The organism is Pseudomonas sp. NFACC05-1 (assembly GCF_900100135.1).
In the GTDB taxonomy this organism is placed as follows: Bacteria; Pseudomonadota; Gammaproteobacteria; order Pseudomonadales; family Pseudomonadaceae; genus Aquipseudomonas; species Aquipseudomonas fluorescens_Q.
In genome coordinates this window covers 300,404-324,031 of sequence record NZ_FMTR01000004.1, presented here as the reverse complement: position 1 = coordinate 324,031, position 23,628 = coordinate 300,404, and the positions used below count along the sequence as shown (strand labels likewise).

Sequence of the window (23,628 nt, the reverse complement as noted above, 5' to 3'; positions counted from 1 at the left end):
TGATAACACTCAGGTGTTCACGAAAACGGGTTCTGGCGTTTTTCCCACTCGGTCATCCAGTCGGCGAAGGCCTGCGGTTCGACGGCCTTGCTGAAGTAATAACCCTGGACCTCCTCGCAATGGTGCTTCTTGAGAAATTCCAACTGTTCGAGGGTTTCCACACCTTCGGCAATGATGTGCAGGTTCAGGCTCTTGCCCAGGCTGATGATGGTGCTCACCAGCTTGGCGTCGTTGCTGTCGATGCTCAGGTCACCGACGAACGACTGGTCGATCTTCAACACATCCACCGGAAATTTCTGCAGGTAGCTCAGGCTCGAATAGCCGGTGCCGAAGTCGTCGATGGCCAGGCGAATGCCTAGCTGCTTGATGGCCTTGAGGATGGCTACCGTGGTATCGACGTTCTGCATCAGTACACTTTCGGTGATCTCCAGTTCTAACTGTGTCGGAGCCAAGCCGGTTTCCTTGAGGGTGCGGGCGATGCCTTCGACGAAGCCGCGCTGGCGAAAATCGATGGCCGAGACGTTCACCGACAGGTACAGCGGGCGCATGCCCTGGGCTTGCCAGCGACACGCCTGCTGGCAGGCTTCCTGAAGCACCCATTGGCTCAGCGGAACGATCAGGCCGCTGTCCTCGGCCACCGGAATGAAATCCGACGGATAGACCAGGCCATGATCCGGCCTGTTCCAGCGCACCAGCGCCTCGACACCGACCACCTTGCCGCTCTTGAGGTCGAGCTTGGGTTGGTAATGCAGCACGAACTCCTTGCGTTGCAGGCCCAGGCGCAGGCCGGATTCGATGGTCTGTTGCTGTCGCGCCCGGCGGTTCATGTCTTCGGTGAAAAACCGGTAGTCGTTGGGGCCGGTTTCCTTGACGTTGCGCATCGCTGTCTCGGCTTTCTTGATCAGCGCCACGGCGTCGAAACCGTCGGAGGGGTACACGCTGATGCCCAGGCTCGCGGTGACGGTCAGGTCATGGCCGTCGATGGGTTGCGGGGAACTGATGGCCGCCAGTAGTTTGTCGGCCACGCCTTTGGTCTGCTGCGGGTCGACGATGTCTCCCAGCACCACCACGAATTCATCGGAACCGTAGCGAAACACCGAATCGGATTCACGCACCACGGTCGCCAGTGCCCGGGCCACTCGCTTGAGCATTTCATCGCCCACGGGATGGCCCAGCGCGTTATTGATGCGCTTGAAGCGGTCCAGGCCGATGAACATCACCGCCAGCTGCCGGTCGTGCCGGCGGCACTGGGCCATGGCCTGGGTCAGGCGATCGCCGAGCAACATGCTGTTGGGCAACTCGGTGAGCACGTCGTATTGCAGCAGGTGGGATACCTTGAGCAATTCCTGGACGCGTTCTTCGATCGTGCGCTCCAGGCTGCGCATTTTCCTCGCCGCATCCTGGGCCAGCTGCCACTTCCAAGTCATGGCGCTGGCCATCTGGCGGATTTCCAGGGTGTCGAAGGGTTTCTTGAGGATCAGCAACTGATCGTCGAACTCGATCCGTTCGGACATGGTTTCCCAGGAGTAATCCGAGAACGCCGTGCACAGGGCGATTTGCAGGCGCGGGTCGGCTTCCCACAGCCGCTCGATGGTTTGCAGGCCGTCCCAGCCCGGTGGCATGCGCATGTCAGCGAACACCATCGCATAGGGCTGGCCTTCGGCCTGGGCGCGCTTGACCAGTTCCAGCGCCTCTTCGCCCTGGTAGGCCGAGTCGATCTGAAATTGCAGCCGGCTGACCTGTGGGGTGCCGAACAGCAGGCTCTCGGTGTCGTCCAGTGAGTCATCGCTGCCGGCGCTGGGGCTGAGGATCTTGCGAAAGTCCTGGTGGATCGCCGGTGTGTCGTCCACCACCAGGATTCGCCGGTTGGCAGGTACCGACATCGGGTTCATGGATTGCTCTCCGATAGCTCGCTCGCTGGTCGGGTCCAGTGGTCTGTCGCCGGAACGATGGTGCCGGCCTTGAGCAGTTCGGCGGCCTGGCCGCTGTCGACCACGGTGCTGAAGTAATGCCCCTGGGCCTGCATCGCGCCGCCGCTGGACATCAGCGTGGTGCGTTGCTCCTGGGTTTCGACGCCCTCGGCAATGATCCCGATGCCCACGTCCCGGGCAAAGTTGATGATCGCCCGCAACGTCGTGGCGTTCTCGGGATCGGCGTTGGCGCTGTCGAGGAAACGCTGGGCGAGCTTGAGGTGATTGACCCGGTAAGTCTTGAGGTAATCGAACGAAGAGTACTCGGTGCCGAAGTCATCGATGGCGATCTGCACGCCCAACTCGCAGAGGCGCGGCAGCACGTCGTTGTGGGTCCACTTGGTCTGGGCCAGGGTGGCTTCGGTGACGTCGAAGCGCAGGTCCCAGGGCGCCAGTTCCCAGCGCGCGGTGGTGCGCAGCACGTCGTAGATCAGTTCCGGGCCGGTCTTGAGCTGGGTCAGGGACAGGTCGATGGCGATTACCGGGGGCGCCATGCCCTGGTCGCGCCACTGGCGCATTTGTTGGCAAGCCTGGTCCAGCACCCAATGCCCCAGGCCAATGATGATCCCGGTTTTCTCGGCGGCGGGCATGAAGACCGCCGGCTCCAGCCAGCCACGTTGGGGGTGGTTCCAGCGCACTTGCACGCCCATGCCGAGGATCTTGCCGGTGCCGAGGTCGACTTCCGGCAGGTAGTGCAGGTGCAGTTCCTGGTTTTCGATGGCTTGGCGCAGATCGTTGGCCAGGGCGACCCGGTCGGTGACTTCCTGGTTAATTTCCTCGTTATGGAAATGGTACTGGTTGCGGCCCTTTTCCTTGGAGCGGTACAGGGCCATGTCGGACTGCGCCATCAGGCTGTCGGCACTCAGGCTCTGCGGGGTGTACAGGGCGATGCCGATGCTCACCGAGATCCGCACGTCGTTGCCGTCCAGGGAGTACGGTGCCACGAGGGCATCGCGGATCTTGCCCGCCAGCGCGGCGCAATGGGTCGCTTCATGGACGTCCAGTTGCAGGAGGGCGAACTCGTCGCCGCCCAGGCGCGCCACCACGTCGTTTTCCCGGGTGCAGGCCTTGATCCGTGTGGCGACTTCCTGCAACAGCAGGTCGCCGATGGGGTGACCCAGGGTGTCGTTGATCCGTTTGAAGTGGTCCAGGTCCAGGTAGAACATCGCAAACGGCGCCGCACCCCGACGAGCGGCGGCGAAGGCCTGGTGCAGGCGCTCGATCATGGTGGCGCGGTTGGCCAGCCCGGTCAGGCCGTCGGTGCGGGCCAGCAGGGCGATTTTCTCTTCGGCCAGCTTGCGCTCGGTAATGTCGAGGATGATGCCTTCTATTTCCAGCAACAGGCCTTGCTCGTTGCGCACCGGGATGTAGCGGTTCTCTACCCAGCGGTACGTGTCGTCGCCGGTGTGCATGCGGAACTCGATGGACGCCCCCGCGGTGTCGCGGTCCAGAACGCGGACCATGGCCTCATGGACCTTCTCCTGGTCGTCGGGGTGGATCAGGGTTTGCGCCCAGTCCGGCGAGTTGGTCAGTTGCGCTGCGGAATGGCCGAACTTGGTGATGTTGTGGGAGATGTACATCAATGCGAACGGCGGCTCGCCCCGCAGGCGATAGAGAATGGTCGGGCTGTTCTGCACGATGATGTTGGCGTCGGCCAGTTCGCGGGTGCGTTCCTCGACTGCGCGCTCGAGCATGTCCATTTTCAGCGCCGCGTCTTCGGTCATTTGCCATTTGACGGTCAAGGTACTGGCCATCTGGCGGATCTCGATGGCGTCGAAGGGTTTTTTCAGGATGAGCAGGCGGTCGCCCAGTTCAAGGCGATCGGCAATGTCTTCCCAGGAATAGTCCGAGTAAGCGGTGCACAGGGCCACTTGCAGCTTGGGGTCGGCGCGCCACAGCCGCTCGATGGTTTCCAGGCCGTCCCAGCCCGGCGGCATGCGCATGTCGATGAACGCCATGGCGAAGGGTTGCCCCTGGGCCAGCGCCGTTTCGACCTTGTTCAAGGCTTCCATGCCCTGGAATGCCGAATCGAGCACGAAACTCGCACCAGAAACCGCCACGGGCGAGCCGAACAAGGCCTCTTCGGCGCTGCTCAGGCTGTCCTGGGTGTTCGCCTCGGGGCTGAGGATCTTGCGGAAATCCTCATGGATAGTCGGCGTGTCGTCGACAATCAGGATTCGCCGATTAGTTTTATCCAACGGCAGGCTCATGGCCGTGCACCGTTTTGATGCTGACTATAGAACCCTGGAAACATCTGATATCCCTTTCGCTGGCATGAGTATTCGGCCTGTACATGGCCCTTCATGGGATACAGCATAGTCGTCTCATCGGGATACGCTCGGTCAGTGATGGCAAATGTGTCTAAATGTTCGCAATCTACTAGCCTGTATTTCGGGGGTAAGGTAGAACGGTTGTCGTGAATAGGAGGGGGGTTTCAAATGGAAGATCAATCGCCGGATGTTCCGGTAAGGAAGCCATCGGTGCTGTTGGTCGATGACGAAGAGTCGATCCTCAATAGCCTGCGGCGGCTATTGCGCAGCCAGCCGTACGAGATCCTGCTGGCCGACAGTGGCGCCAGGGCCCTGGAAATTCTCAAGGAGCGGCCGGTCGACCTGGTGATGACCGATGCGCGCATGCCGAACATGGATGGCGCCACGCTGCTGGCCGAGATCCGCAAGCTGTACCCATCGACCTTGCGCATCCTGCTCACCGGTTATGCCGATGTGGACATGATGACCAAGGCCATCAACGAGGGGCAACTCTATCGCTACCTCAGCAAGCCCTGGAACGATGAGGAACTGGTGCAGGCCTTGCGCCAGGCCCTGTCCCACCAGCATTCCGAAAGCGAGCGCCAGCGCCTCGAAGCGCTGAACCGCGAGCAGAACCAGCAACTCAAGACCCTTAACGCCACCCTGGAAAAACGCGTGGCGTCGCGCACCTCCGAGCTGCAGCAGACCGCCGACATGCTCGATTTGGCCTATGACGAGCTCAAGCGCAGTTATGTGACCAGCACCGAAGTGTTTTCGCTGATCGCCAACCTGCGCCTGCCCAAGGCCAAGCAGACCAACCGGCAGATCATCGAGTTGATCAGGGTCTATAGCCGGCTGCATTTCCTCGATGAGTCCACCGACCGCGACCTGACCATGGCCGCGGCGCTCTACAACATCGGCAAGCTGAGCTGGACCGACAACATGATGGTCACGCCTGCCGACTTGCTGCACCACAACGAACTTGAGCTCTATCGGGCCTATCCGAAGCAGAGCGAATCGCTGCTGATGACCCTGGACCCGATGAAGGATGCGGCGCGGATCATTCGCCATCACCAGGAGCGTTGGGACGGCAGCGGCTTCCCCGAGCACCTCAGGGGCGAGGCCATTCCGTTCGGTTCGAGGCTGTTGAAACTGGCGGTGGACTTCATCGAGCTGCAGCGCGGGTTGATCCTGGAGCGGCAGATGAACAGCGACGAAGCGCTGGTCTACATCCGCAAATACGCCGGCAAGCTGTACGACCCGGACATGGTCGAGGATTTCATCAAGGCCTGTGGGGAATACCTGGAGGACGTGACCCTGTCCGACCCGACGGTAGAGGTCAAGACCACCCGCGAACTGATGCCCGGCATGATCCTGGCCCGCAACCTCAACGCTGACAACGGCATGCTGCTGCTCAACGCCGGCAAGGTCCTGAGCGGCCCGCTGGTGGAAAAGCTCATCGCCTTCGAAGCGATGGAAGGGGCCCGGTACAGCGTGTTCGTCAAGATCCCCGAAGAGCAGGCCGACCCTACGGCGCCGAAGCCGATTTTGGGGTGACGCGGATCGGACGACGCCATCGCTCCCACAAGGCAATGCTGTTCACTTAAGGATGGTTGAATCATTGTGGCGAGGGGATTTATCCCCGCTGGGCTGCGAAGCAGCCCCCAAACCTGAACACTCGGTGTGTCAGGCAAAAGTCATGTCTGAAGCTTTTTTGGGGCTGCTTCGCAGACCAGCGGGGATAAATCCCCTCGCCACAGATTCATCTACTGCCTTAAGTGAACAGCATTGCGCTCCCACAAGGGGAAGCGTGGGTCCTGAAACTGGGGCCAGGCTTTGCTCCCTGCCACCGTGGTCTGTAATCTCCCTGGCATTTTTCTGCCCAAGGCTTTGACTCATCATGACCACTTCCCTCATCCGCATCGCCGCCGCCCTGTTGCTCGGGCCGGACGGGCGAACCCTGCTGGTGCGCAAGCGCGGCACCCGGGCCTTCATGCAGCCGGGCGGCAAGATCGAGGCCCATGAACAGCCGGTGCAGGCGCTGGCCCGGGAGCTGGAAGAGGAACTTGGGTTGCAGATCGACCCGGCACAGGCCCGTTACCTGGGCGTGTTCAGCGCTCCGGCGGCCAACGAGCCGGGGTTTATCGTGCAGGCCGAGGTATTTTTGCTGAGCATCGATGCCCCGGTTTCGCCGGCAGCCGAAATTGAAGAGGTGTGCTGGATCGACCCGGCCGGCGCCAGCAATCTTTTGCTGGCACCGTTGACAGGCGAGGTGATCCTGCCGTTTTATCGAACGACACTTCTAGCTACCTGCTGATTCACGCCTCAAGGACTGATGCCCATGATTCCATTGCCGGACCTGTTGATTTTCGCCGCTGCCGCGTTGCTGATGGTACTGACGCCCGGCCCGAACATGATCTACTTGATCTCCCGTTCGATCTGCCAGGGCCGCAAGGCCGGCGTCACCTCCCTGCTGGGGGTGGTGGCGGGGTTCTTCGTGCACATGTTCGCCGCGGCCGCCGGATTGACTGCGGTGTTCCTGGCGGTGCCCATGGCCTATGAAGTATTGAAATGGGCCGGTGCGCTGTACCTGTTGTGGCTGGCCTGGCAGGCGGTCAAGCCGGGCGCGCGTTCGCCCTTCGAGGCCCAGCAGTTGCCAGCGGACTCGACACGCAAGTTGATCACCATGGGTTTTTTCACCAGCGCCCTGAACCCCAAGATCGCGGTGTTCTACCTGTCGGTGTTCCCGCAGTTCATCAGCCCGGAACACGGTTCGCTGTTCACCCAGAGCATTATCCTGGGCCTGACCCAGATCAGCGTCAGTTTCAGCGTCAACCTGCTGATTGCCCTGTTCGCTGCCGGCATTGCCTCATGGTTCGTCCACAACCCGACCTGGCTGGCGGCGCAGCGCTACTTCATGGGGTTTGTCCTCGGTGCGCTGGCGTTGCGCCTGATGTTTGAGCAACGGCGTTCGGCGTGAGCATCCGACGGTTGAGGGCCGGCGATGCCCAGGCGTATCGCCAGTTGATGCTGCAGGCATACGCGCTGCATCCCCAAGCCTTCACCTCCAGCGTCACCGAGCGGGCCAAGCTGCCTATCAACTGGTGGGAGTCACGCCTGGGCAGCCGGCTCGATGTGCTGCTGGGGGCGTTTGTCGAGCAAGAGCTGGTCGGCATTGTCGGCCTGGCCCTGGAGCCCCGGGAAAAAGCCCGGCACAAGGCGCTGCTGTTCGGCATGTACGTCGCCGATGAACATCGCCATCGTGGGCTCGGCTACCAACTGGTCCAAGCCGCCCTCGCCGAAGCCCGGCGTCATCCCTTCCTGCGCCTGGTGCAACTGACCGTCACCGCCGGCAACACCCCGGCGCTCAAGCTCTACCAGCGTTGTGGTTTCGTTCTGTACGGCCTCGAACCGATGGCGATCTGCGTGGACGATGAGTACCTCGACAAAATCCACATGTGGCTCGAGCTGTAAACCAACCGGCCATGACTGTTGAGCTTTTTTGTGGCGAGGGAGCTTGCTCCCGCTGGGCTGCGCAGCAGCCCCTTTTCAGGTGGGCGCTGCGCACCCAAGCGGGAGCAAGCTCCCTCGCCACAAAAGCTCCCTCGCCACAAAAGCTCAAAAGCCCAAAAGCCCAAAAGCCCAAAAGCTCAAAAGCTCAAAAGCTCAAAAGCTCAAAAGCTCAAAAGCTCAAAAGCTCAAAAGCTCAAAAGCTCAAAAGCATCCCGGTCGACCAACCGATTTGCTCTTGAGACTGACACTGATTCGAGGCATTCCTTTAACCCACGCCGTGCCCAATTCCTGTGGCGAGGGAGCTTGCTCCCGCTGGGGCGCGCAGCGGCCCTAGAACCCGGCGACACGGTGGATCAGGTTGATTGAGTGAGCTTCAGAGGGGGCTGCTGCGCAGCCCAGCGGGAGCAAGCTCCCTCGCCACAAAAAGCAGTCAGCGCACGGCACTGACCCCGTCCAACGTGGAAAACGACGTGTCCTTGGCCGTCAGCAAAAAGTCGCGCATGTACGGCGCGTCGAGCATGTCGGTGCGCACCGCCGCGTAGAGCGTGGCAAACAAGCCTTTCTCCCCCAGCCGCTTGGCCTTCACGTAACCCCGCGAGCTGTATTCATGCAGGGCCCAGTGCGGCATGCCGCAGACACCGCGACCGCTGGCCACCAGTTGCATCATCATCACCGTCAGTTCAGAGGTGCGCACCTGGGCCGGTTCGATGTCGGCCGGTTCCAGGAAACGGGTGAAGATGTCCAGCCGGTCGCGCTCCACCGGGTAGGTGATCAGGGTTTCGCTGATCAGGTCCTCGGGCACGATGTAGGGCTTGCCCGCCAGTCGATGCTGGTTGGCCACGGCGAGCATCGCTTCGTAGGTGAACAATGGCACGTAGGTGATGCCGGCCAGCTCCAGCGGGTCGGAGGTCACCACCAGGTCGAGGTCGCCCCGGGCCAGGGCTGGCAACGGCGCGAAAGCGAAGCCCGAGGCCAGGTCCAGCTCGACTTCCGGCCAGGCATCGCGGAATTGGTCGATGGTCGGCATCAACCACTGGAAGCAGCTATGGCACTCGATGGCCATGTGCAGCCGTCCGGCGGTGCCGCCAGCCAGGCGGGCGATGTCCCGTTCGGCGCCACGCAGCAAGGGCAGGGCGGCATCGGCCAGTTGCAACAGGCGCAGGCCGGCGCTGGTGAACCGTACCGGCTTGGTCTTGCGCACGAACAACGGCATGCCCAGGCGCTCTTCCAGTTCCTTGAACTGGTGGGAGAGGGCGGACTGGGTCAGGTGCAGGCGTTCGGCGGCTTCGACCAGGCTGTCGGCTTCGCGCAGGGCGTGCAAGGTCTTGAGGTGACGGAGTTCAAGCACCGGAGTTGCTCCATGAGTAAAACTTGTGATCAACACGAAAAGGTTGAGTTTGTCTCATGTAGGGTCGGCTGTCGACAATGGCGCCATCTTTTACAGGAGGACGCACACCATGGCCCTGGCCCACACTCTCGGTTTCCCTCGCATCGGCGCCGACCGCGAACTGAAAAAAGCCCTCGAAGCCTACTGGAAAGGTGACCTGGCCCCGGCCGCGTTGCAGGCGGTGGGTCGCGAACTGCGGGCCCGGCACTGGCAATTGCAGAAAGACGCCGGCATCGACCTGCTGCCCGTCGGCGACTTTGCCTGGTACGACCAAGTGCTCAGCCATTCCCTGACCCTGGGCGTCGTGCCACAGCGTTTCCACAGCACCTTGAATGCCCAGGGCCGACCGACCCTCGACACCCTGTTCGCCATGGCCCGTGGCGCCACGGCCAGTTGCTGCGGGGCCGACCACGGCCAGGCGCAATACGCCCAGGAGCTGACCAAGTGGTTCGACACCAACTACCACTACCTGGTCCCGGAGTTTTCCGCCGACCAGACCTTCGCCCTGACCTGGGAACAGTTGTTCGATGAAGTGGACGAGGCCCATGCCTTGGGCCATCAGGTCAAACCGGTGATCATCGGCCCGTTGACCTACTTGTGGCTGGGCAAGGCCAAGGGCGAGGCGTTCGACAAGCTCGGCCTGCTGGAGCGCCTGCTGCCGGTCTACGGGGAGATCCTCAACCGTCTCAAGGCCCAGGGCGTGGAGTGGGTGCAGATCGACGAACCGATCCTCACCCTCGACCTGCCTCAAGCCTGGAAGAGCGCTTTCGAACGGGCTTATCACATCCTCCAGTACTCGCCGCTGAAAAAACTCGTGGCCACCTATTTCAGTGGCCTGCAAGACAACCTCGGCCTGGCGGTCAGCCTGCCGGTGGATGGCTTGCACATCGACGCGGTGCGCGCCCCGGAACAACTGGGCCAGGTGCTGGACCGCCTGCCGACCTACAAGATTCTGTCGGTGGGCCTGGTCAATGGCCGCAACGTCTGGCGCTGTGAACTGGAACAGGCGCTGGCGCAGCTGCAACCGGCCCAGGAGCGCTTTGGCGACAACCTCTGGGTCAGCACCTCATGCTCGCTGTTGCACAGCCCTGTGGACCTGGAGCGTGAAGACCGCCTCGATCCGGAACTCAAGAGCTGGCTGGCCTTTGCCGTGCAGAAGTGTGGTGAAGTCGCGGTGCTGCGCGATGCCCTGAACGATCCACACGCACCCGCTGTGCAACAGGCCCTGGCCGACAGCCGCGAGGTGCAGGCCAGTCGCGCCCGTTCGGCGCGCATTCACAAACCCGCGGTCCAGGCGCGCCTGGCGGCAATCGGGCCACAGGACAGTCAGCGGCGCTCGCCGTTTGCCAAGCGCATCGAACGCCAGCGCGTCCGTCTGAAACTGCCGGCCTTTCCCACCACCACCATCGGCTCCTTCCCGCAGACCCCGGCGATTCGCCTGGCGCGCCAGGCCTACAAGCAAGGCAAGCTGTCGGCCAATGACTATCAGGACGCCATGCACACCGAGATCCGCCATGCCGTGCAGATCCAGGAACGCCTGGGCCTGGATGTGCTGGTGCACGGTGAAGCCGAGCGCAACGACATGGTGGAATACTTCGCCGAGCACCTGGACGGCTACGTCTTCACCCGTTTCGGTTGGGTGCAGAGCTACGGTTCGCGCTGCGTGAAACCGGCGATCATCTATGGCGACATCAGTCGGCCGAGCGCCATGACCGTCGACTGGATCCGCTACGCGCAAAGCCTGACCGACAAGATCATGAAAGGCATGCTCACCGGCCCCGTGACCATGCTGATGTGGTCGTTCCCCCGTGAAGACGTGTCGCGCCAGGTCCAGGCCCGACAACTGGCCCTGGCCCTGCGGGACGAAGTGCTGGACCTGGAAAAGGCCGGGATCAAGATTGTGCAGATCGACGAGGCGGCGTTCCGCGAAGGGTTGCCGCTGCGTCGCGGGCAATGGCAGGAGTACCTGGACTGGGCGGTTGACGCGTTCCGTTTGTGCGCGTCGGGGGTGGCTGATGAAACCCAGATCCATACCCACATGTGCTACAGCGAATTCAACGACGTGATCAAGGCCATCGCCGACATGGACGCCGATGTCATCACCATCGAGACCTCGCGTTCGGACATGGAATTGCTGGAGGCTTTCGAGGCGTTCGACTACCCGAACGACATCGGCCCGGGCGTCTACGACATCCACTCGCCACGGGTGCCGGACACGGCCGAGATGGTTGCGCTGATGAGCAAGGCAGTGAAGCGGATTCCCGCCGAGCGGTTGTGGATCAACCCCGACTGTGGGTTGAAAACCCGGGGCTGGCCGGAAACGGAAGCGGCGCTGGTGAACATGGTGGCGGCGGCGCGGCAGTTGCGCAGTCAGTTGGCCTGAGGTCCTACGAGATTTGCACCCCCTGTGACATGCACTGTTTGGTCCGGGGACATGGTTAACCTGTGGCGAGGGGATTTATCCCCGTTGGGCTGCGAAGCAGCCCTGAAGCCAGGCGCCCTGTTGTATCAGGTGGATTGCGTCCAGCTTTTTCTGGGGCTGCTTCGCAGCCCAGCGGGGATAAATCCCCTCGCCACAAGGGGTAGCATTCGGTTTTATTGCTCCCCTTGACCGGGCAACCATCACCACTCGGCAATCTTCATCAAACTGTCACGCAATTGTGGCAGCGCGCTTGAACAAACTTCATCAGACTCGCGCTCTACTGGGGTTCTGCGTTTCGGTGTTTCTTCATGCGTGTATTCATTTTCCTGGCCGCGTTGTTTTTCGGCCTGCCGTCGTTGGCGGCTTCTCGGTGTGACATCAATGTTGCGACCCAACGGGTCGATCTGGATCAGGTGAGCCTGGCCTACCAGAGTGTTGGCCGTGCCTCGGATCCGGTGCTGTTGCTGGTGATGGGCCTGGGTGGGCAGTTGATCCATTGGCCGGACGAAGTGGTGGTCGCCCTGTGCGAGCAAGGTTTCCGGGTGATTCGCTACGACAACCGCGACGTCGGCCTGTCCACCTGGCGCCAAGCGCCCGGCAGCGCCAACCTGACCTTTGAAGCCCTGCGCTACAAACTCGGCTTGCCCGTGGCCGCGCCCTATACCTTGACCGACATGGCTGACGACGGACTGGGGCTGATGGACGCCTTGCACGTGCAAAGCTTCCACGTACTGGGGGTAAGCATGGGCGGGATGATCGCCCAGCACATGGCGGCCATGGCCCCCGAGCGGGTTGAAAGCCTGACCCTGATCATGACCAGTTCCAGCGCCGCAGGCCTGCCGGCGCCCAGCGAAAGGCTGGTGCAACTGTTGTCCCGGCGCGGTGCGCCGAATCGCGAAATGGCCCTGGAACAGCAGGCCGATCTGCTGGCCGCCCTGGGCAGCCCGATGGTGGTCGACGACCGCGAGGCGCTGTTGCATCAGGCCGCGCTGGCCTATGACCGGGCCTTCAACCCCGAGGGCGTAAAGCGTCAGATCATGGCGATCATGGCCGAGCCAAGCCGGGTGACGCTGCTCGATCAACTGCGCGTGCCGACCCTGGTTGTCCACGGCACCGCCGACCCGTTGCTGCCGGTGATGCACGGCGTGCACTTGGCGGCGCACATCCAGGGCAGCCAGTTGAAGCTGATCCCGGGGCTGGCCCATCGTTTCCAGGAGGCATTCAAGGCGCCGTTGCTGGGTGCCGTGTTGCCGTATCTGCAGCAGCATCGCGAAGACACCTCGCATTGGGCGCAGATCGAGCCGGTGCAGGCGCCTAATCTGCTCTGACAAGCCCGTACTGATCTTTTGAGCCTGGTGTGATCATGTGGCGAGGGAGCTTGCTCCCGCTGGGCTGCGCAGCAGCCCCATCATCTACCTGCCGCCGCAGTGCCCCAGGCAGACCCCAGGGGTTGCTGCGCAACCCAGCGGGAGCAAGCTCCCTCGCCACGGTCCTGTTCATCCTTGAATGATCTGGGTGGCTGACGCCTACCGCGCCTGTGCCTGCTCCACCAACCACCCCATCAAGGCCTGCAACGGCCCTGACACCTCGGGTTTGCGCGGATGCACCAAGTGATAACCCAGCCCGGTCTTGACCTTCAGTTCGAACGGCATCACCAGGCGGCCGGCGCTCAAGTCATCGCCGATCAGCGACCAGTCGCCAATTGCCACGCCCGTGCCTTGGGAAGCCATGGACATCGCCAGGTCCAGGGTTTCGAAATGCTGGCCCTTGCTGACATTGCTCAAGTGCACATCGGCTGCCTTCAGCCAGGCGTTCCAGTCGCGCTCGTCACGGGTGGGGTGCAGCAGCACGTGTTGTTGCAGGTCGGCGGGTTCATGCAGCGGCACCGGCCCTTCCAGGATCGGGCGGGAGCAGACGGGCGTCAGTTGTTCATCGAACAGATGTACGCACGCCAGCGAGGCGTCGGGTGCTGGGCCATAGACCACCGCGGCGTCGAAGGCTTCGCGCTGGAAATCCACGCCGTGCCTGACCGTGGTGGTCAACTCCACCGGCACGTCCGGCCGTTCCTTCTGCCATTGCAACAGGCGCGGCAGCAGCCAGCGCATCACGCAGGTCGGGGCCTTGAGTTGCAGGGTCTGGCGTCTTTCGCCGACCTGCTCAACCGCTTCGCCGATCAGGCTGAACACCTGCTGCACCCGGGGTAGCCACGCCAGGCCTTCGGCAGTTAGGGTCAGGCCGCGTGCCTGGCGCTGGAACAGTGCATAACCCAGATGATCTTCCAGCCCGGCGATCTGCCGGCTCACCGCGCCTTGGGTGATGTGCAGTTGTTCGGCGGCCCGGGTGAAATTGCAGCATTGGGCCGTGATCAGAAATGTGTGCAGCGCCGGCAGCGGGGGAAGTCGTTTCATTTCGGATCCAAGCCATGACGTGAGGACATGGCTAGTATGACTTTTTATCCATTGTTGCCGCTATGGTCGGACCGTTCCAATAACGCCATTCCCAAGACAGAAAAAGGGTCCCGCCGCATGCCGTGCGAGGCCCTTTACACGACAAGAAAAGGCAATGGCAATGGCGACGTGCGGCGAAGTATTGGTCAAGTTACTCCACGCGTATGGCGTGGAGCAGGTGTTCGGCATTCCTGGCGTGCACACCGTCGAGTTGTACCGCGGGCTGGCCCGTTCCAACATCCGCCATGTGACCCCGCGTCATGAACAGGGCGCAGGCTTCATGGCCGACGGTTACGCTCGGGTCAGCGGCAAGCCCGGCGTGTGTTTCATCATCACCGGCCCCGGCATGACCAACATCACCACCGCCATGGGCCAGGCCTACGCCGATTCGATCCCGATGCTGGTGATCTCCAGCGTGCAGTCGCGCAACCAGTTGGGCGGCGGGCGCGGCAAGTTGCATGAACTGCCGAACCAGGCTGCATTGGTGGGCGGTGTCGCGGCGTTTTCCCACACGCTGATGTCCGCCGCTGAATTGCCCGGTGTGCTGGCCCGGGCGTTCGCCGTGTTCCAGGCTGGGCGCCCGCGGCCGGTGCACATTGAAATTCCGTTGGACGTGCTGGTCGAAGACGCCGATGCCTTGCTCGCCAGTGTGCCGGTGAACATCAACCGTGCCGGTGCTGCGCCGAGTGCCGTGGCGCAAATGGCTGCAAAGTTGGCATCGGCTCAACGGCCGTTGATCCTGGCCGGCGGCGGTGCCATCGACGCGGCGGCCGAATTGACTGAACTGGCCGAACGTCTCGGCGCACCCGTGGCGTTGACCATCAATGCCAAGGGCCTGTTACCGTCCCGGCATCCGTTGCTGATCGGCTCCACGCAGAGCCTGGTCGCCACCCGCGCGTTGGTGGCCGAAGCGGATGTGGTGCTGGCCATCGGCACCGAGCTGGCCGAGACCGACTACGACATCACCTTCGCCGGCGGCTTCGAGATTCCCGGTGCGTTGCTGCGCATCGACATCGACCCGGACCAGACCGTGCGCAACTACCCGCCGCACCTGGCGCTGGTGGCCGACGCTCGCGTCGCCACCCGGGCCGTGCTCGATGCGCTGAGCCAGCACCCCTTGGCCGAGCGCCGTGACGATTGGGGCACGACGCGTGCCGCCCGGTTGCGCGCAGAGCTTCAAGGCAGTTGGGACGCCACGACCCGCGCCCAGACCTTGTTTCTCGACACCGTCTTGCAAGCGCTGCCGGAGGCGGTGTTCGTCGGCGATTCGACCCAACCGGTGTACACCGGCAACCTGACCTTCAACCCGGAGCAGCCACGCCGCTGGTTCAATTCATCCACCGGCTACGGCACCCTCGGCTACGCCTTGCCGGCGGCCATTGGCGCCTGGCTTGGTGGCAAGGACCGGGGCCATGGTCGCCCGGCAGTGGTGTGTTTGATCGGCGATGGCGGGTTGCAGTTCACCCTGCCGGAATTGGCCAGCGCGGTGGAGGCGCGCACGCCGGTGATCGTGCTGCTGTGGAATAACCAGGGCTACGAAGAGATCAAGAAATACATGGTCAACCGCGCCATCGAACCGGTGGGCGTGGACATCTACACCCCGGATTTCATCGGTGTCGCTAGGGCTTTGGGCTGCGCTGCGCAAGCCATCGACGGCGTGGCGCAACTGCACGCCGCGTTGCTCGCCGCTTGCGACCGGCAGGGCCCGACGCTGATCGAAATCGACCAGGCAACCTGGATGGCGCAGGTGTCGAAATGAATGTCCCTACGACGCAAGACGGGCTGTACATCAACGGTGAGTGGTTGGCCGGCGATCAACCGCTGCGGGTGATCAACCCGGCGACCGAAGCGCTGCTGACCACCGTTCATGGCGGTGGTGAACGCGCCGTCGATCAGGCGTTGAACGCCGCGACCCAGGCTTTCACGCACTGGTCGATCACCACCGGCGCCGAGCGTGGCGCGATCCTGCGCCGGATTGCCGCTGGCGTGCAGGCAGGCCGCGAGCGGTTGATGCAATTGCAATCGAGCAACAACGGCAAACCGTTGTTCGAAGCGGCCATCGATGTCGACGATGTGGTCGCCACCTTCGAGTATTACGCCGAGTTGGCCGAAGGCCTGGACGCTCGGCAAGACAGTCCGTTGGCATTGCCCAGTGCTGATTTCAGCGCACGCCTGCGCCGCGAACCGTGCGGCGTGGTCGGCTTGATCGTGCCATGGAATTTCCCGATGGTTACCACGGCCTGGAAACTCGCCCCGGCGTTGGCTGCCGGCTGCTGCGTGGTGCTCAAGCCCTCGGAAGTCACACCGTTGCCGGAGCTTGCGCTGGCGTCGATCATCGCCGAATCCGGCTTGCCCCACGGGGTGTTCAACCTGGTCTGCGGCACCGGCCTGGCAGTTGGCGCGCCGCTGGCGGCGGACCCGCGCGTGGCGAAGATCTCCTTCACCGGCAGCAACGCGGTGGGCGTGCAAGTGATGCAACGGGCGGCAGAAACGGTGAAGGGCGTGAGCCTGGAACTGGGCGGTAAATCGTCCCTGCTGGTACTGGCGGACGCCGACCTGGACCTGGCGGTGGAGCTGGCCTGTGGCGGCGCTTTCTTCAATGCCGGACAGATGTGTTCGGCCACCAGCCGCGTGCTGGTGGCCGATGAGCTGGCCGATGAATTCCTGCGCCGGCTCAAGGCCCGTGCCGAAGCGATCCGCGTAGCCGATCCGTTCGATCCGGACGTGGAGATGGGGACACTGGTCAACCAGGCGCAATACCAGCGGGTGCTGGGGCACATCGACCGAGGCCTGAGCGCCGGAGCGACCCTGGTGTGCGGCGGCCAGCGACCGGCGCACCTGCCGCGCGGCTTTTTTCTACAGCCGACAATCTTCACTGACGTGCCCCTCGACAGTGCGCTGTGGTGCGAAGAGATCTTCGGGCCAGTGGTGTGCGTACGCCGTTTCAGCAGCCAGGCGCAGGCCATTGCCCTGGCCAACGACAGCCGTTTCGGTCTGGTGGCCAGCGTGGTCAGCCGCGATGCCGAAGCCGCCGGGCAGGTGGCCGACGCGTTGCAGGCTGGGCTGGTGTGGATCAACGCGCCCCAGGTGATTTTTCCCCAGGCGGCGTGGGGAGGGTACAAGCAAAGCAGCCTGGGCCGCGAGTTGGGACCTTGGGGGTTGGCCGCGTTCCAGGAAATCAAGCATGTGGTCCGGGCGATCTGACGGCACGTTTTCAGGTCATGCATGCCTCGAAAAAAGGCATGCGCCAAGGACATGGCTCCAATGAGTTTTTTTCGATAGTCAGGGATTTTGCACAACCTCAGGATGGCCGCAGGCGGCGGCAAAGCCCAGGCAATACGGGGCTTTCGTCGACGCCGAACGGTGCGGGCACAACGGTTTTCACCCACCTCATACTTAAAAGAATAAAGGGAGTCCTCATGGGCGAGCATGATCTGAACAGACGTCAATTCATCAAGACTGCAAGTGTGGTTTCGGTTGCAGCGGCGGCCATGAGCATGCCGTTCATCAGTGCGCGGGCCAGTGACACGCGGTTCGTCGGCAAGACCCTGCGCCTGCTGACCTGGTCCGATGACACCGGGCTGGCGGCGCTGCGCAACATCGCCGCCACCTTCGAGGCCAAGACCGGGGCCAAGGTCATCGCCGACCGCACCGGCAGTACCTCGGAGATGGTGGCCAAGCTCAAGGCCGGTGGCGACCGGCCGCAGTACGACATTATCACCCTGGCAGGCGTCGGCGCCGAGGGCCTGGCCGTCGCCGGGCTGCTGGAAAAGCCTGACCTCAACCGCATTCCCAACCTGGCTGACGTGCCGGCGCAATACCGCACCGGCGCTGGCGGCCATGGCATCGGTTACCTGCTGTGGTGCAACAGCCTGGTCTACAGCACCCGTACCTTGCAGCAGGCACCGGACAGTTACGCTGCGCTGTGGGACGCGGAGCTGGCGCCGAACATTTTCCTGCCGCCGCCGAACTGGACCGAGGCCATGGACCTGATCATCATCGCCGCCAAGCTGGCCGGTGGTGATGAACACAACATCGAACCCGGCTTCAAGAAACTCGCCGAACTCAAGGATCGGGTGGTGACCCTGGGGGAAAACCCGAACCAGATCGCCGAGCTGTTCCGCACCGGTTCCCTGGACATGGGCGGCTTGTATGCGCCGGCGTTTTTCCCCAAGCAGATCCGCGACCCGGCCTACGGCCTGGGGGCGACGTTCGGCATGAAGGAAGGTTTCTACACCGACCTGATGCTCTCGGTCATGCCAAAAAACCGCCCGGGCGACACCGACCTGGCCTACGCCTTCATCGACCACTCCCTCGACCCGCTGGTGCAGGGCAAGATGGCCGAAGACATCTTCAACGGCCCGGTCAACGCCAAGGCCATCATCTCCAGCGAAGCGCGCAAGAGCCCCTACATCCTCACCCCGGAGCAAATCGCCGACAAAGCGATCATGCATGACAACGCCTTCCTGGCGACGGTGCATGACCAGTGGATTCGTCGGTACACGGAAATCTTCTCTTCCTGAAACAAGCGCTGCACACCGCCTGCCCAGCATAGGGAATTGAGGAGTATGCGGCCTCTGTGACCACCCGAGATCCAGTGTGGGAGCGAGCTTGCTCGCGATAGCGGTAGGTCAGTTGAAGGAGATGTTGACGGTGCCGCCGCCTTCGCGAACAAGCTCGCTCCACAGGGAAGTGGGTTGTTTTGAAATTGTGTTTGTCCTGTCGTGTTCCTCTGACGAGATCTTGCCATGGAACCCCAACCGTTAACCCATCCCCAGCGCGTCGCATCCATGCGTCCACCCCGGGAGATTTCACCCACCGGCCGAGCCTGGCTGTTCCTGTCGCCATCCATGCTGTTTCTCGGCGTGCTGATCGCCGCCAGCCTGCTGGTGCTGCGCATGAGCGTCGGCACCAAGGGCGCGGAGTGGAGTGGGTTCAGCCTCGCCAGCTACGAGCAGTTGCTGGAGCCTTATTACCTCAAGTCCCTGCTGCTGACCTTGCGCCTTGCATTGATCAGCGCGGTGATTGCTGTGCTGCTGGCGATCCCCGTGGCCTACACCATGTCGCGCCTGGCCTCGCCGTTGTTGCGGCGGGTGTTCCTGGCGGCGGTGCTGTTGCCACTGTTGGTCAACCTGCTGCTGCAAAGCTATGGCTGGCTGGTGATCCTCGGCCCTGCCGGCATGCTCAATCAGGCGCTCATGGGCCTGGGTTTGATCAAGCGACCGGTCATGCTGCTGTACAACCAGAATGGTGTGTTGATGGGCCTGGTCCAGACGGCCTTCCCCCTGGCCGTGTTGCCCATCGCCAGCGCCATGCGTGGGGTCGCCCGCAGCTATGAAGAGGCCGCCGCGACCCTCGGCGCCAGCCGCTTCCAGGTGTTTCGCCAAGTGGTGCTGCCCATGAGCCTGCCGGGCATCATCACCGGCGCGACGCTGGTGTTTGCCTACAACGCCAGCAGCTTTGTCGTGCCGCTGCTGTTGGGCGGCCGGCGGGTGCCGATGCTGGCGGTGATGGTCCACGATCAGATTGCCCCGTTGATGAACTGGCCCGCCGCGTCCGCCGCTGGGGTGGTGCTGATTGTCACCACGTTGATGATCATGACCCTGTCCGAATATTTCACCGGCCGTCGTCGGCGGATGCTGGAGGCTTCTCAATGACCGCGTTGAGCAAAAAACGCCAGTCGCTGTTGCCCGGTGAAACCGGGCGCGCAGTGGGGCTGCTGTCGGGTTTCATCCTGCTGCTGGCGGTGCTGCCGATCCTGACCATGATCGTCATGTCCTTCAGCGGCGCCGCGAACCTGGACTTTCCGCCGAGCAGCTACAGCCTGCAATGGTACCGGGCGGCCTGGCACACCTTCGTATCGCCGGATGCCAGCGATGTGCTGAGCCTGGGCCAGGCCATGGGCACCAGTTTGTTGGTGGCCTGCCTGACCATGATTTTCGCCACGCTGATCGCCGTGCCGGCGGCCTACGCGCTGACCCGTTGCGAGTTCCGTGGCAAGGCTGTGGCGCTGCAACTGATGTCGCTGCCACTGGTGTTTCCCATGGTGGTGCTGGGGTTGGCGCTGCTGTTGGTGTTCGACAGCCTGCCGTTCCAGATGACCACCTCGCGGCTGGTCATTGCCCACGTGATCCTCGCCTTGCCGTTCGTGGTGAAGAACTGCACCGCCGCCATGCTTGGCATCGGCAGCGAAGTCGAAGAAGCCGCGCGAATGCTCGGGGCCACACCACAGCGGGCCATCGTCGATGTGGTGGTGCCATTGATGAAATCGGGAATTCTCGCCGGGATGCTGCTGGCGTTCATTGTCTCGTTCAACGAATTCACCGTGACCTATTTCCTCTACACCATCGATGTCATGACCGTGCCGATCTGGATGTACAGCCGCACCGTATCGTCGCTGGACCCCACCGTTTTCTCGTTTGCCGTGCTCATCGTGCTGATCGACTTCGTGCTGATCTGGGCGTTGGAGAAGCTGGTGGGCGAGGGCGGCGTTTCCTTTTGATTTCAAGGTGAAGACATGACTGGACTGATACTGGAAAACGTCGAGAAACATTACGGCTCGGCCTGTGCGGTGAAGGACGTGAACCTGCATTTGCCCGAAGGAAAACTGGTGTGCTTTCTCGGGCCTTCAGGCTGTGGCAAGACCACTTTGCTGCGCATGATCGCCGGCCTGGAGAGCCTCAGCGGCGGGGAAATCCGCCTGGATGGCGAAGACATCGGCCATACCCCGGCGCACCTGCGTAACTTCGGCATGGTGTTTCAATCGCTGGCGCTGTTTCCCCATATGACCGTCGGCGAGAACATCGCCTATCCGCTGAAGCTGCGGGGCGTGGGCAAGGCCGAGCAACAAGCGCGGGTGGTGGAGTTGCTGGAACTGATCCAGCTCCAGGCGATGATCGACCGGCCCGTGGCCAAACTGTCCGGCGGTCAACGCCAGCGCGTGGCGATTGCCCGGGCCATTGCTGCCCGGCCGAAGATCCTCTTGCTGGACGAACCGCTGTCGGCCCTGGACGCCAAGCTGCGCGAGTCGATGCAAGTGGAAATCCGCCAACTGCAGCAGCGGTTGAACATCACCACGATCCTGGTGACCCATGATCAGCGCGAAGCCATGACCATGGCCGACATCGTCGTGGTGCTGGGGGAACATCGGGTGCAACAGGTCGGTACGCCGATCGAGATCTACCGGCACCCGGCCAATGAGTTCGTCGCCGACTTCATCGGCTCTGGCAACATTTTTCCGGCGACCACCCTGGGCAACGGGCGAGTGGGGCTGCCGGGTGGCGATGCGCTGGAGGTGCCGGCCAGCGATAGCCTCAAGGTTGGCGAAAAGATCAAGCTGCTGGTGCGCCCCGAAGACCTGCAACTGTCCGCGCCCCAGGCCACGGTGGGCAACCGGTTGCTGGGCAAGGTCACGTTCGTGCGCGACATCGGTGCGACGATCGAGACCACGGTGGAGTGTTCTGGAATCTCGTTCACGGCACTGAGCACGCCGTGCCAGGGCATGGACCTGGGCATCGGGCATGCGGTGTCGGTGACCATACCGGCGCAGGCATGTCGGGTGCTCGCTGCCTGATTTCAAAAGGCAATGCAAACCCAGATCAAACCGTCATCCGCAACCGCGCCAAGTCCCGCAACGGCGGCGCGCCGAACAATCGGCTGTACTCGCGGCTGAACTGCGAAGGGCTTTCATAACCCACCCGATAGCCCGCCGCCGAAGCTTCCAGCCCTTCGGCGAGCATCAGGCGCCGGGCTTCCTGCAAGCGCAGTTGCTTCTGGTATTGCAGCGGGCTCATGGCGGTCATGGCCTTGAAGCGGTGATGCAGGGTCGAGACGCTGAGGTTCACTTCCCGGGCCAGGTCATCGATGCGCAGCGGCTGTTCGAAATGGCCGTTGAGCCATTTGATCGCCTGGCTGATGCGATGGCTCTGACTGTTGGCGATAGCGATTTCGTACAGCCGATAACCCTGGGGACTGCGCAGCAGACGATAGAGGATTTCCCGGCGCACCAGGGGCGCGAGCATGGCAATGTCTTTCGGCGTATCGAGCAACCGTGCCAGGCGCAGTACGGCGTCGAGCATTGGCGTGTCCAGGCGTTCGACATACAGCCCGCGCCCGGCGGGGCGGGTCGGTACGCCCAGGGGGCCGGCGTCGGCGATCAACGCGGTGATTTCCGCCGGGTCGATGTCCAGGCGCAGGGCCAGGATGGGTTGCTCGGGCGAAACGTCGGCAACGCAACCACTCAACGGCATCGAGACCGAGACCACCAGGTAATGGAGTGGGTCGTAGTTGAACAACTCATCCGCCAGGCGCACCTGTTTGCTGCCCTGGGCCATGATGCACAGCGCCGGTTGCGCCAACACCGGGGCGAACTTATGCGGCTGGCTGTGCCGTGACAGATTCAGTGAGCCGATGGCCGTGGCGTAGCTTCCGTCTTCGCTGGTGTTGCGGTCGATGATCGATGCCAGTTCGGCGCGCTGTTGTTCCAGATACGTGTCCAGTGGGACGTGGGCGTGGTCGAGTGGCGACATGCCGGGATCCTCAAGCGATAGGGAGCGATGAACAAAAGCTTATGTTTGTGCAAGGCACAGCGATAGCAACATCCTGTTGAAAGCTTGCCTGATCCTGCACGGCGCAAAGGGCCATGACGCTGCAATGCTGTGGAAACTTGCTTGAAACCTTTTGTTTCAACTTCCCGGGTTTCGACCGGATCGATAGCAAATTTTATGATACCGACGCGCAGGATCGTGCAATGGGTCGGCAGGAATCGACTAACGAAACTGGCAGGGCGGCGCTTAACCTTTGATCCTGTCGCGGCCTGTCCCCGGCTGCACAACGGATGACCTGGGAGGGTTGAACATGTCTACACAGATCCCCGTCAGTCACATGGCTTTTGTCCGGGCCCGCGTCGGTTGCTCCAAGCAACTGGGCGCACGCCTGAGTACGCTGATCGCGCCTTCGCGCCAGGCCCCCGGTTGCCTGTACTTTGCCTTGCAGCATTCGCAGTGCGATGCCGATTTGTGGCTGGTGTCCGGGCTTTGGGTCAATCAGGCGGCCATGGATGCCTACTTCAATTCCCCGGCCATGGCGATATTTGCCGAGCTGGTGCAAGACCTGGTGGTGAGCAGCCTGGATTTCCATACGTTCCGCGACGTGTCCGCCGCCCAGGCGACCGAAGGGTGCCGGGCGCAGGTACACAAACTGGCTGGTTGAAGGTTTAATGAGCGTCATTTTCCAACGCCAGGATGCACAAGACATGGCACGTAAAGCCTTTGAAACCTTTGAAGCTGTTTCCGCTGTAATCCCCAAAGAAGGCGGCGGCTACCATGCCGCCATCGCCACCAAGGCCATCGGTGGTTCCGGTGCGCCGCGTTTCAACAAGATCCTTGAAGAGCAAACCTTCGAGACCGCGGTCAAAGCCGATGAAGCGGCAGCCCTGCAGCTGACCCACCTCAAAGGTGTCGACGACGAGGGCGGGTTGGTCTGGTAGCGGCACGATCACCCGGTAGGGCTTTTGTGGCGAGGGAGCTTGCTCCCGCTGGGCTGCGAAGCGGCCCCCCGGTTTGTCTGACACACCGCAAGGGGACGCTGCGCGTCCAGCGGGAGCAAGCTCCCTCGCCACAGGTTGCTGTTTCTTCTTGAG

Annotated in this window: 19 protein-coding genes; 14 read left to right on the top strand and 5 right to left on the bottom strand. The window is 62.6% G+C overall.

Translation table 11 applies throughout. The annotated features are described in order from the left end of the window. Nucleotides 1-17: 17 nt before the first annotated feature. Nucleotides 18-1,892 (bottom strand): putative bifunctional diguanylate cyclase/phosphodiesterase, encoded by a 1,875-nt coding sequence (locus BLO97_RS09825; RefSeq protein WP_092146944.1) that lies wholly within the window; start codon nt 1,890-1,892, stop codon nt 18-20. Next, on the bottom strand, nt 1,889-4,180 hold the full coding sequence (locus BLO97_RS09820; protein WP_092146946.1) for a GGDEF/EAL domain-containing response regulator: 2,292 nt from the start codon (nt 4,178-4,180) through the stop codon (nt 1,889-1,891). The genes BLO97_RS09825 and BLO97_RS09820 overlap by 4 nt, the downstream gene beginning before the upstream one ends. 228 nt (nt 4,181-4,408) lie before the next feature. Between BLO97_RS09820 and BLO97_RS09815 the strand changes: the two genes are divergently transcribed. From BLO97_RS09815 to BLO97_RS09800, 4 genes are all read left to right on the top strand, one after another. Next, nucleotides 4,409-5,776: a response regulator c-di-GMP phosphodiesterase, NosR family gene (locus BLO97_RS09815; RefSeq protein ID WP_092146948.1), complete on the top strand. Its 1,368-nt coding sequence runs from the start codon at nt 4,409-4,411 to the stop codon at nt 5,774-5,776. Nucleotides 5,777-6,119: 343 nt separating this feature from the next. Beyond that, nucleotides 6,120-6,536, top strand: coding sequence for an NUDIX hydrolase (locus BLO97_RS09810; protein WP_092223428.1), 417 nt, complete (start codon nt 6,120-6,122; stop codon nt 6,534-6,536). A 24-nt stretch (nt 6,537-6,560) separates the two neighbouring features. Continuing rightward, on the top strand, nt 6,561-7,199 hold the full coding sequence (locus tag BLO97_RS09805; RefSeq protein WP_063324566.1) for a LysE family translocator: 639 nt from the start codon (nt 6,561-6,563) through the stop codon (nt 7,197-7,199). After that, nucleotides 7,196-7,693, top strand: coding sequence for a GNAT family N-acetyltransferase (locus tag BLO97_RS09800; RefSeq protein ID WP_092146954.1), 498 nt, complete (start codon nt 7,196-7,198; stop codon nt 7,691-7,693). The genes BLO97_RS09805 and BLO97_RS09800 overlap by 4 nt, the downstream gene beginning before the upstream one ends. Before the next feature lie 469 nt (nt 7,694-8,162). On the opposite strand, the gene metR is transcribed toward BLO97_RS09800, so the two are convergent. After that, entirely contained in the window at nt 8,163-9,080 is a 918-nt protein-coding gene (gene metR, locus BLO97_RS09790) for a transcriptional regulator MetR (protein WP_063324568.1), read from the bottom strand. 109 nt (nt 9,081-9,189) lie between these two features. Between metR and metE the strand changes: the two genes are divergently transcribed. Both metE and BLO97_RS09780 read left to right on the top strand, forming a co-directional pair. After that, on the top strand, nt 9,190-11,502 hold the full coding sequence (gene metE, locus BLO97_RS09785; protein WP_092345701.1) for a 5-methyltetrahydropteroyltriglutamate--homocysteine S-methyltransferase: 2,313 nt from the start codon (nt 9,190-9,192) through the stop codon (nt 11,500-11,502). A 347-nt stretch (nt 11,503-11,849) separates the two neighbouring features. Then, entirely contained in the window at nt 11,850-12,869 is a 1,020-nt protein-coding gene (locus tag BLO97_RS09780) for an alpha/beta fold hydrolase (RefSeq protein ID WP_092345699.1), read from the top strand. A gap of 198 nt (nt 12,870-13,067) precedes the next feature. Here BLO97_RS09780 and BLO97_RS09775 read toward each other — a convergent pair whose 3' ends face one another. After that, on the bottom strand, nt 13,068-13,949 hold the full coding sequence (locus BLO97_RS09775) for a LysR substrate-binding domain-containing protein (protein ID WP_092345697.1): 882 nt from the start codon (nt 13,947-13,949) through the stop codon (nt 13,068-13,070). Between the two features lie 160 nt (nt 13,950-14,109). Here BLO97_RS09775 and BLO97_RS09770 point away from each other — a divergent pair, with 160 nt between their 5' ends. The 6 genes from BLO97_RS09770 to BLO97_RS09745 all read left to right on the top strand — a co-directional run bounded on the left by BLO97_RS09770 (nt 14,110) and on the right by BLO97_RS09745 (nt 21,561). Beyond that, nucleotides 14,110-15,747, top strand: coding sequence for a 5-guanidino-2-oxopentanoate decarboxylase (locus BLO97_RS09770; protein WP_092223439.1), 1,638 nt, complete (start codon nt 14,110-14,112; stop codon nt 15,745-15,747). Beyond that, nucleotides 15,744-17,192: an aldehyde dehydrogenase family protein gene (locus BLO97_RS09765; protein WP_092345695.1), complete on the top strand. Its 1,449-nt coding sequence runs from the start codon at nt 15,744-15,746 to the stop codon at nt 17,190-17,192. The genes BLO97_RS09770 and BLO97_RS09765 overlap by 4 nt, the downstream gene beginning before the upstream one ends. A 215-nt stretch (nt 17,193-17,407) precedes the next feature. Further along, entirely contained in the window at nt 17,408-18,511 is a 1,104-nt protein-coding gene (locus BLO97_RS09760) for an extracellular solute-binding protein (RefSeq protein WP_092145053.1), read from the top strand. Between the two features lie 225 nt (nt 18,512-18,736). Further along, nucleotides 18,737-19,645, top strand: coding sequence for an ABC transporter permease (locus BLO97_RS09755; RefSeq protein ID WP_092145055.1), 909 nt, complete (start codon nt 18,737-18,739; stop codon nt 19,643-19,645). Further along, nucleotides 19,642-20,490: an ABC transporter permease gene (locus tag BLO97_RS09750; RefSeq protein ID WP_092345693.1), complete on the top strand. Its 849-nt coding sequence runs from the start codon at nt 19,642-19,644 to the stop codon at nt 20,488-20,490. Before BLO97_RS09755 ends, BLO97_RS09750 begins: the two co-directional genes overlap by 4 nt. A gap of 15 nt (nt 20,491-20,505) precedes the next feature. Then, entirely contained in the window at nt 20,506-21,561 is a 1,056-nt protein-coding gene (locus BLO97_RS09745; protein ID WP_092223443.1) for an ABC transporter ATP-binding protein, read from the top strand. Between the two features lie 25 nt (nt 21,562-21,586). Here BLO97_RS09745 and BLO97_RS09740 read toward each other — a convergent pair whose 3' ends face one another. Beyond that, entirely contained in the window at nt 21,587-22,516 is a 930-nt protein-coding gene (locus BLO97_RS09740) for an AraC family transcriptional regulator (protein WP_092145061.1), read from the bottom strand. A 328-nt stretch (nt 22,517-22,844) separates the two neighbouring features. On the opposite strand from BLO97_RS09740, the gene BLO97_RS09735 reads away from it, so the two are divergent. Both BLO97_RS09735 and BLO97_RS09730 read left to right on the top strand, forming a co-directional pair. Next, nucleotides 22,845-23,198: a putative quinol monooxygenase gene (locus tag BLO97_RS09735; RefSeq protein WP_072345530.1), complete on the top strand. Its 354-nt coding sequence runs from the start codon at nt 22,845-22,847 to the stop codon at nt 23,196-23,198. A gap of 43 nt (nt 23,199-23,241) precedes the next feature. Continuing rightward, complete coding sequence (locus BLO97_RS09730; RefSeq protein WP_063325233.1) at nt 23,242-23,475, top strand: hypothetical protein; 234 nt, start codon at nt 23,242-23,244, stop codon at nt 23,473-23,475. Nucleotides 23,476-23,628: the final 153 nt, after the last annotated feature.

What these genes read in the sequence shown, in the direction of transcription:
- BLO97_RS09825 (WP_092146944.1), bottom strand. Translation starts at nt 1,892, where the DNA reads ATGAACCCGATGTCGGTACCTGCCAACCGGCGAATCCTGGTGGTGGAC.
- BLO97_RS09750 (WP_092345693.1), top strand. Translation starts at nt 19,642, where the DNA reads ATGACCGCGTTGAGCAAAAAACGCCAGTCGCTGTTGCCCGGTGAAACC.
- metE (WP_092345701.1), top strand. Translation starts at nt 9,190, where the DNA reads ATGGCCCTGGCCCACACTCTCGGTTTCCCTCGCATCGGCGCCGACCGC.
- BLO97_RS09805 (WP_063324566.1), top strand. Translation starts at nt 6,561, where the DNA reads ATGATTCCATTGCCGGACCTGTTGATTTTCGCCGCTGCCGCGTTGCTG.
- BLO97_RS09760 (WP_092145053.1), top strand. Translation starts at nt 17,408, where the DNA reads ATGGGCGAGCATGATCTGAACAGACGTCAATTCATCAAGACTGCAAGT.
- BLO97_RS09730 (WP_063325233.1), top strand. Translation starts at nt 23,242, where the DNA reads ATGGCACGTAAAGCCTTTGAAACCTTTGAAGCTGTTTCCGCTGTAATC.
- BLO97_RS09810 (WP_092223428.1), top strand. Translation starts at nt 6,120, where the DNA reads ATGACCACTTCCCTCATCCGCATCGCCGCCGCCCTGTTGCTCGGGCCG.
- BLO97_RS09770 (WP_092223439.1), top strand. Translation starts at nt 14,110, where the DNA reads ATGGCGACGTGCGGCGAAGTATTGGTCAAGTTACTCCACGCGTATGGC.
- BLO97_RS09740 (WP_092145061.1), bottom strand. Translation starts at nt 22,516, where the DNA reads ATGTCGCCACTCGACCACGCCCACGTCCCACTGGACACGTATCTGGAA.
- BLO97_RS09755 (WP_092145055.1), top strand. Translation starts at nt 18,737, where the DNA reads ATGGAACCCCAACCGTTAACCCATCCCCAGCGCGTCGCATCCATGCGT.
- BLO97_RS09775 (WP_092345697.1), bottom strand. Translation starts at nt 13,949, where the DNA reads ATGAAACGACTTCCCCCGCTGCCGGCGCTGCACACATTTCTGATCACG.
- BLO97_RS09735 (WP_072345530.1), top strand. Translation starts at nt 22,845, where the DNA reads ATGTCTACACAGATCCCCGTCAGTCACATGGCTTTTGTCCGGGCCCGC.
- BLO97_RS09780 (WP_092345699.1), top strand. Translation starts at nt 11,850, where the DNA reads ATGCGTGTATTCATTTTCCTGGCCGCGTTGTTTTTCGGCCTGCCGTCG.
- BLO97_RS09820 (WP_092146946.1), bottom strand. Translation starts at nt 4,180, where the DNA reads ATGAGCCTGCCGTTGGATAAAACTAATCGGCGAATCCTGATTGTCGAC.
- BLO97_RS09745 (WP_092223443.1), top strand. Translation starts at nt 20,506, where the DNA reads ATGACTGGACTGATACTGGAAAACGTCGAGAAACATTACGGCTCGGCC.
- BLO97_RS09815 (WP_092146948.1), top strand. Translation starts at nt 4,409, where the DNA reads ATGGAAGATCAATCGCCGGATGTTCCGGTAAGGAAGCCATCGGTGCTG.
- BLO97_RS09765 (WP_092345695.1), top strand. Translation starts at nt 15,744, where the DNA reads ATGAATGTCCCTACGACGCAAGACGGGCTGTACATCAACGGTGAGTGG.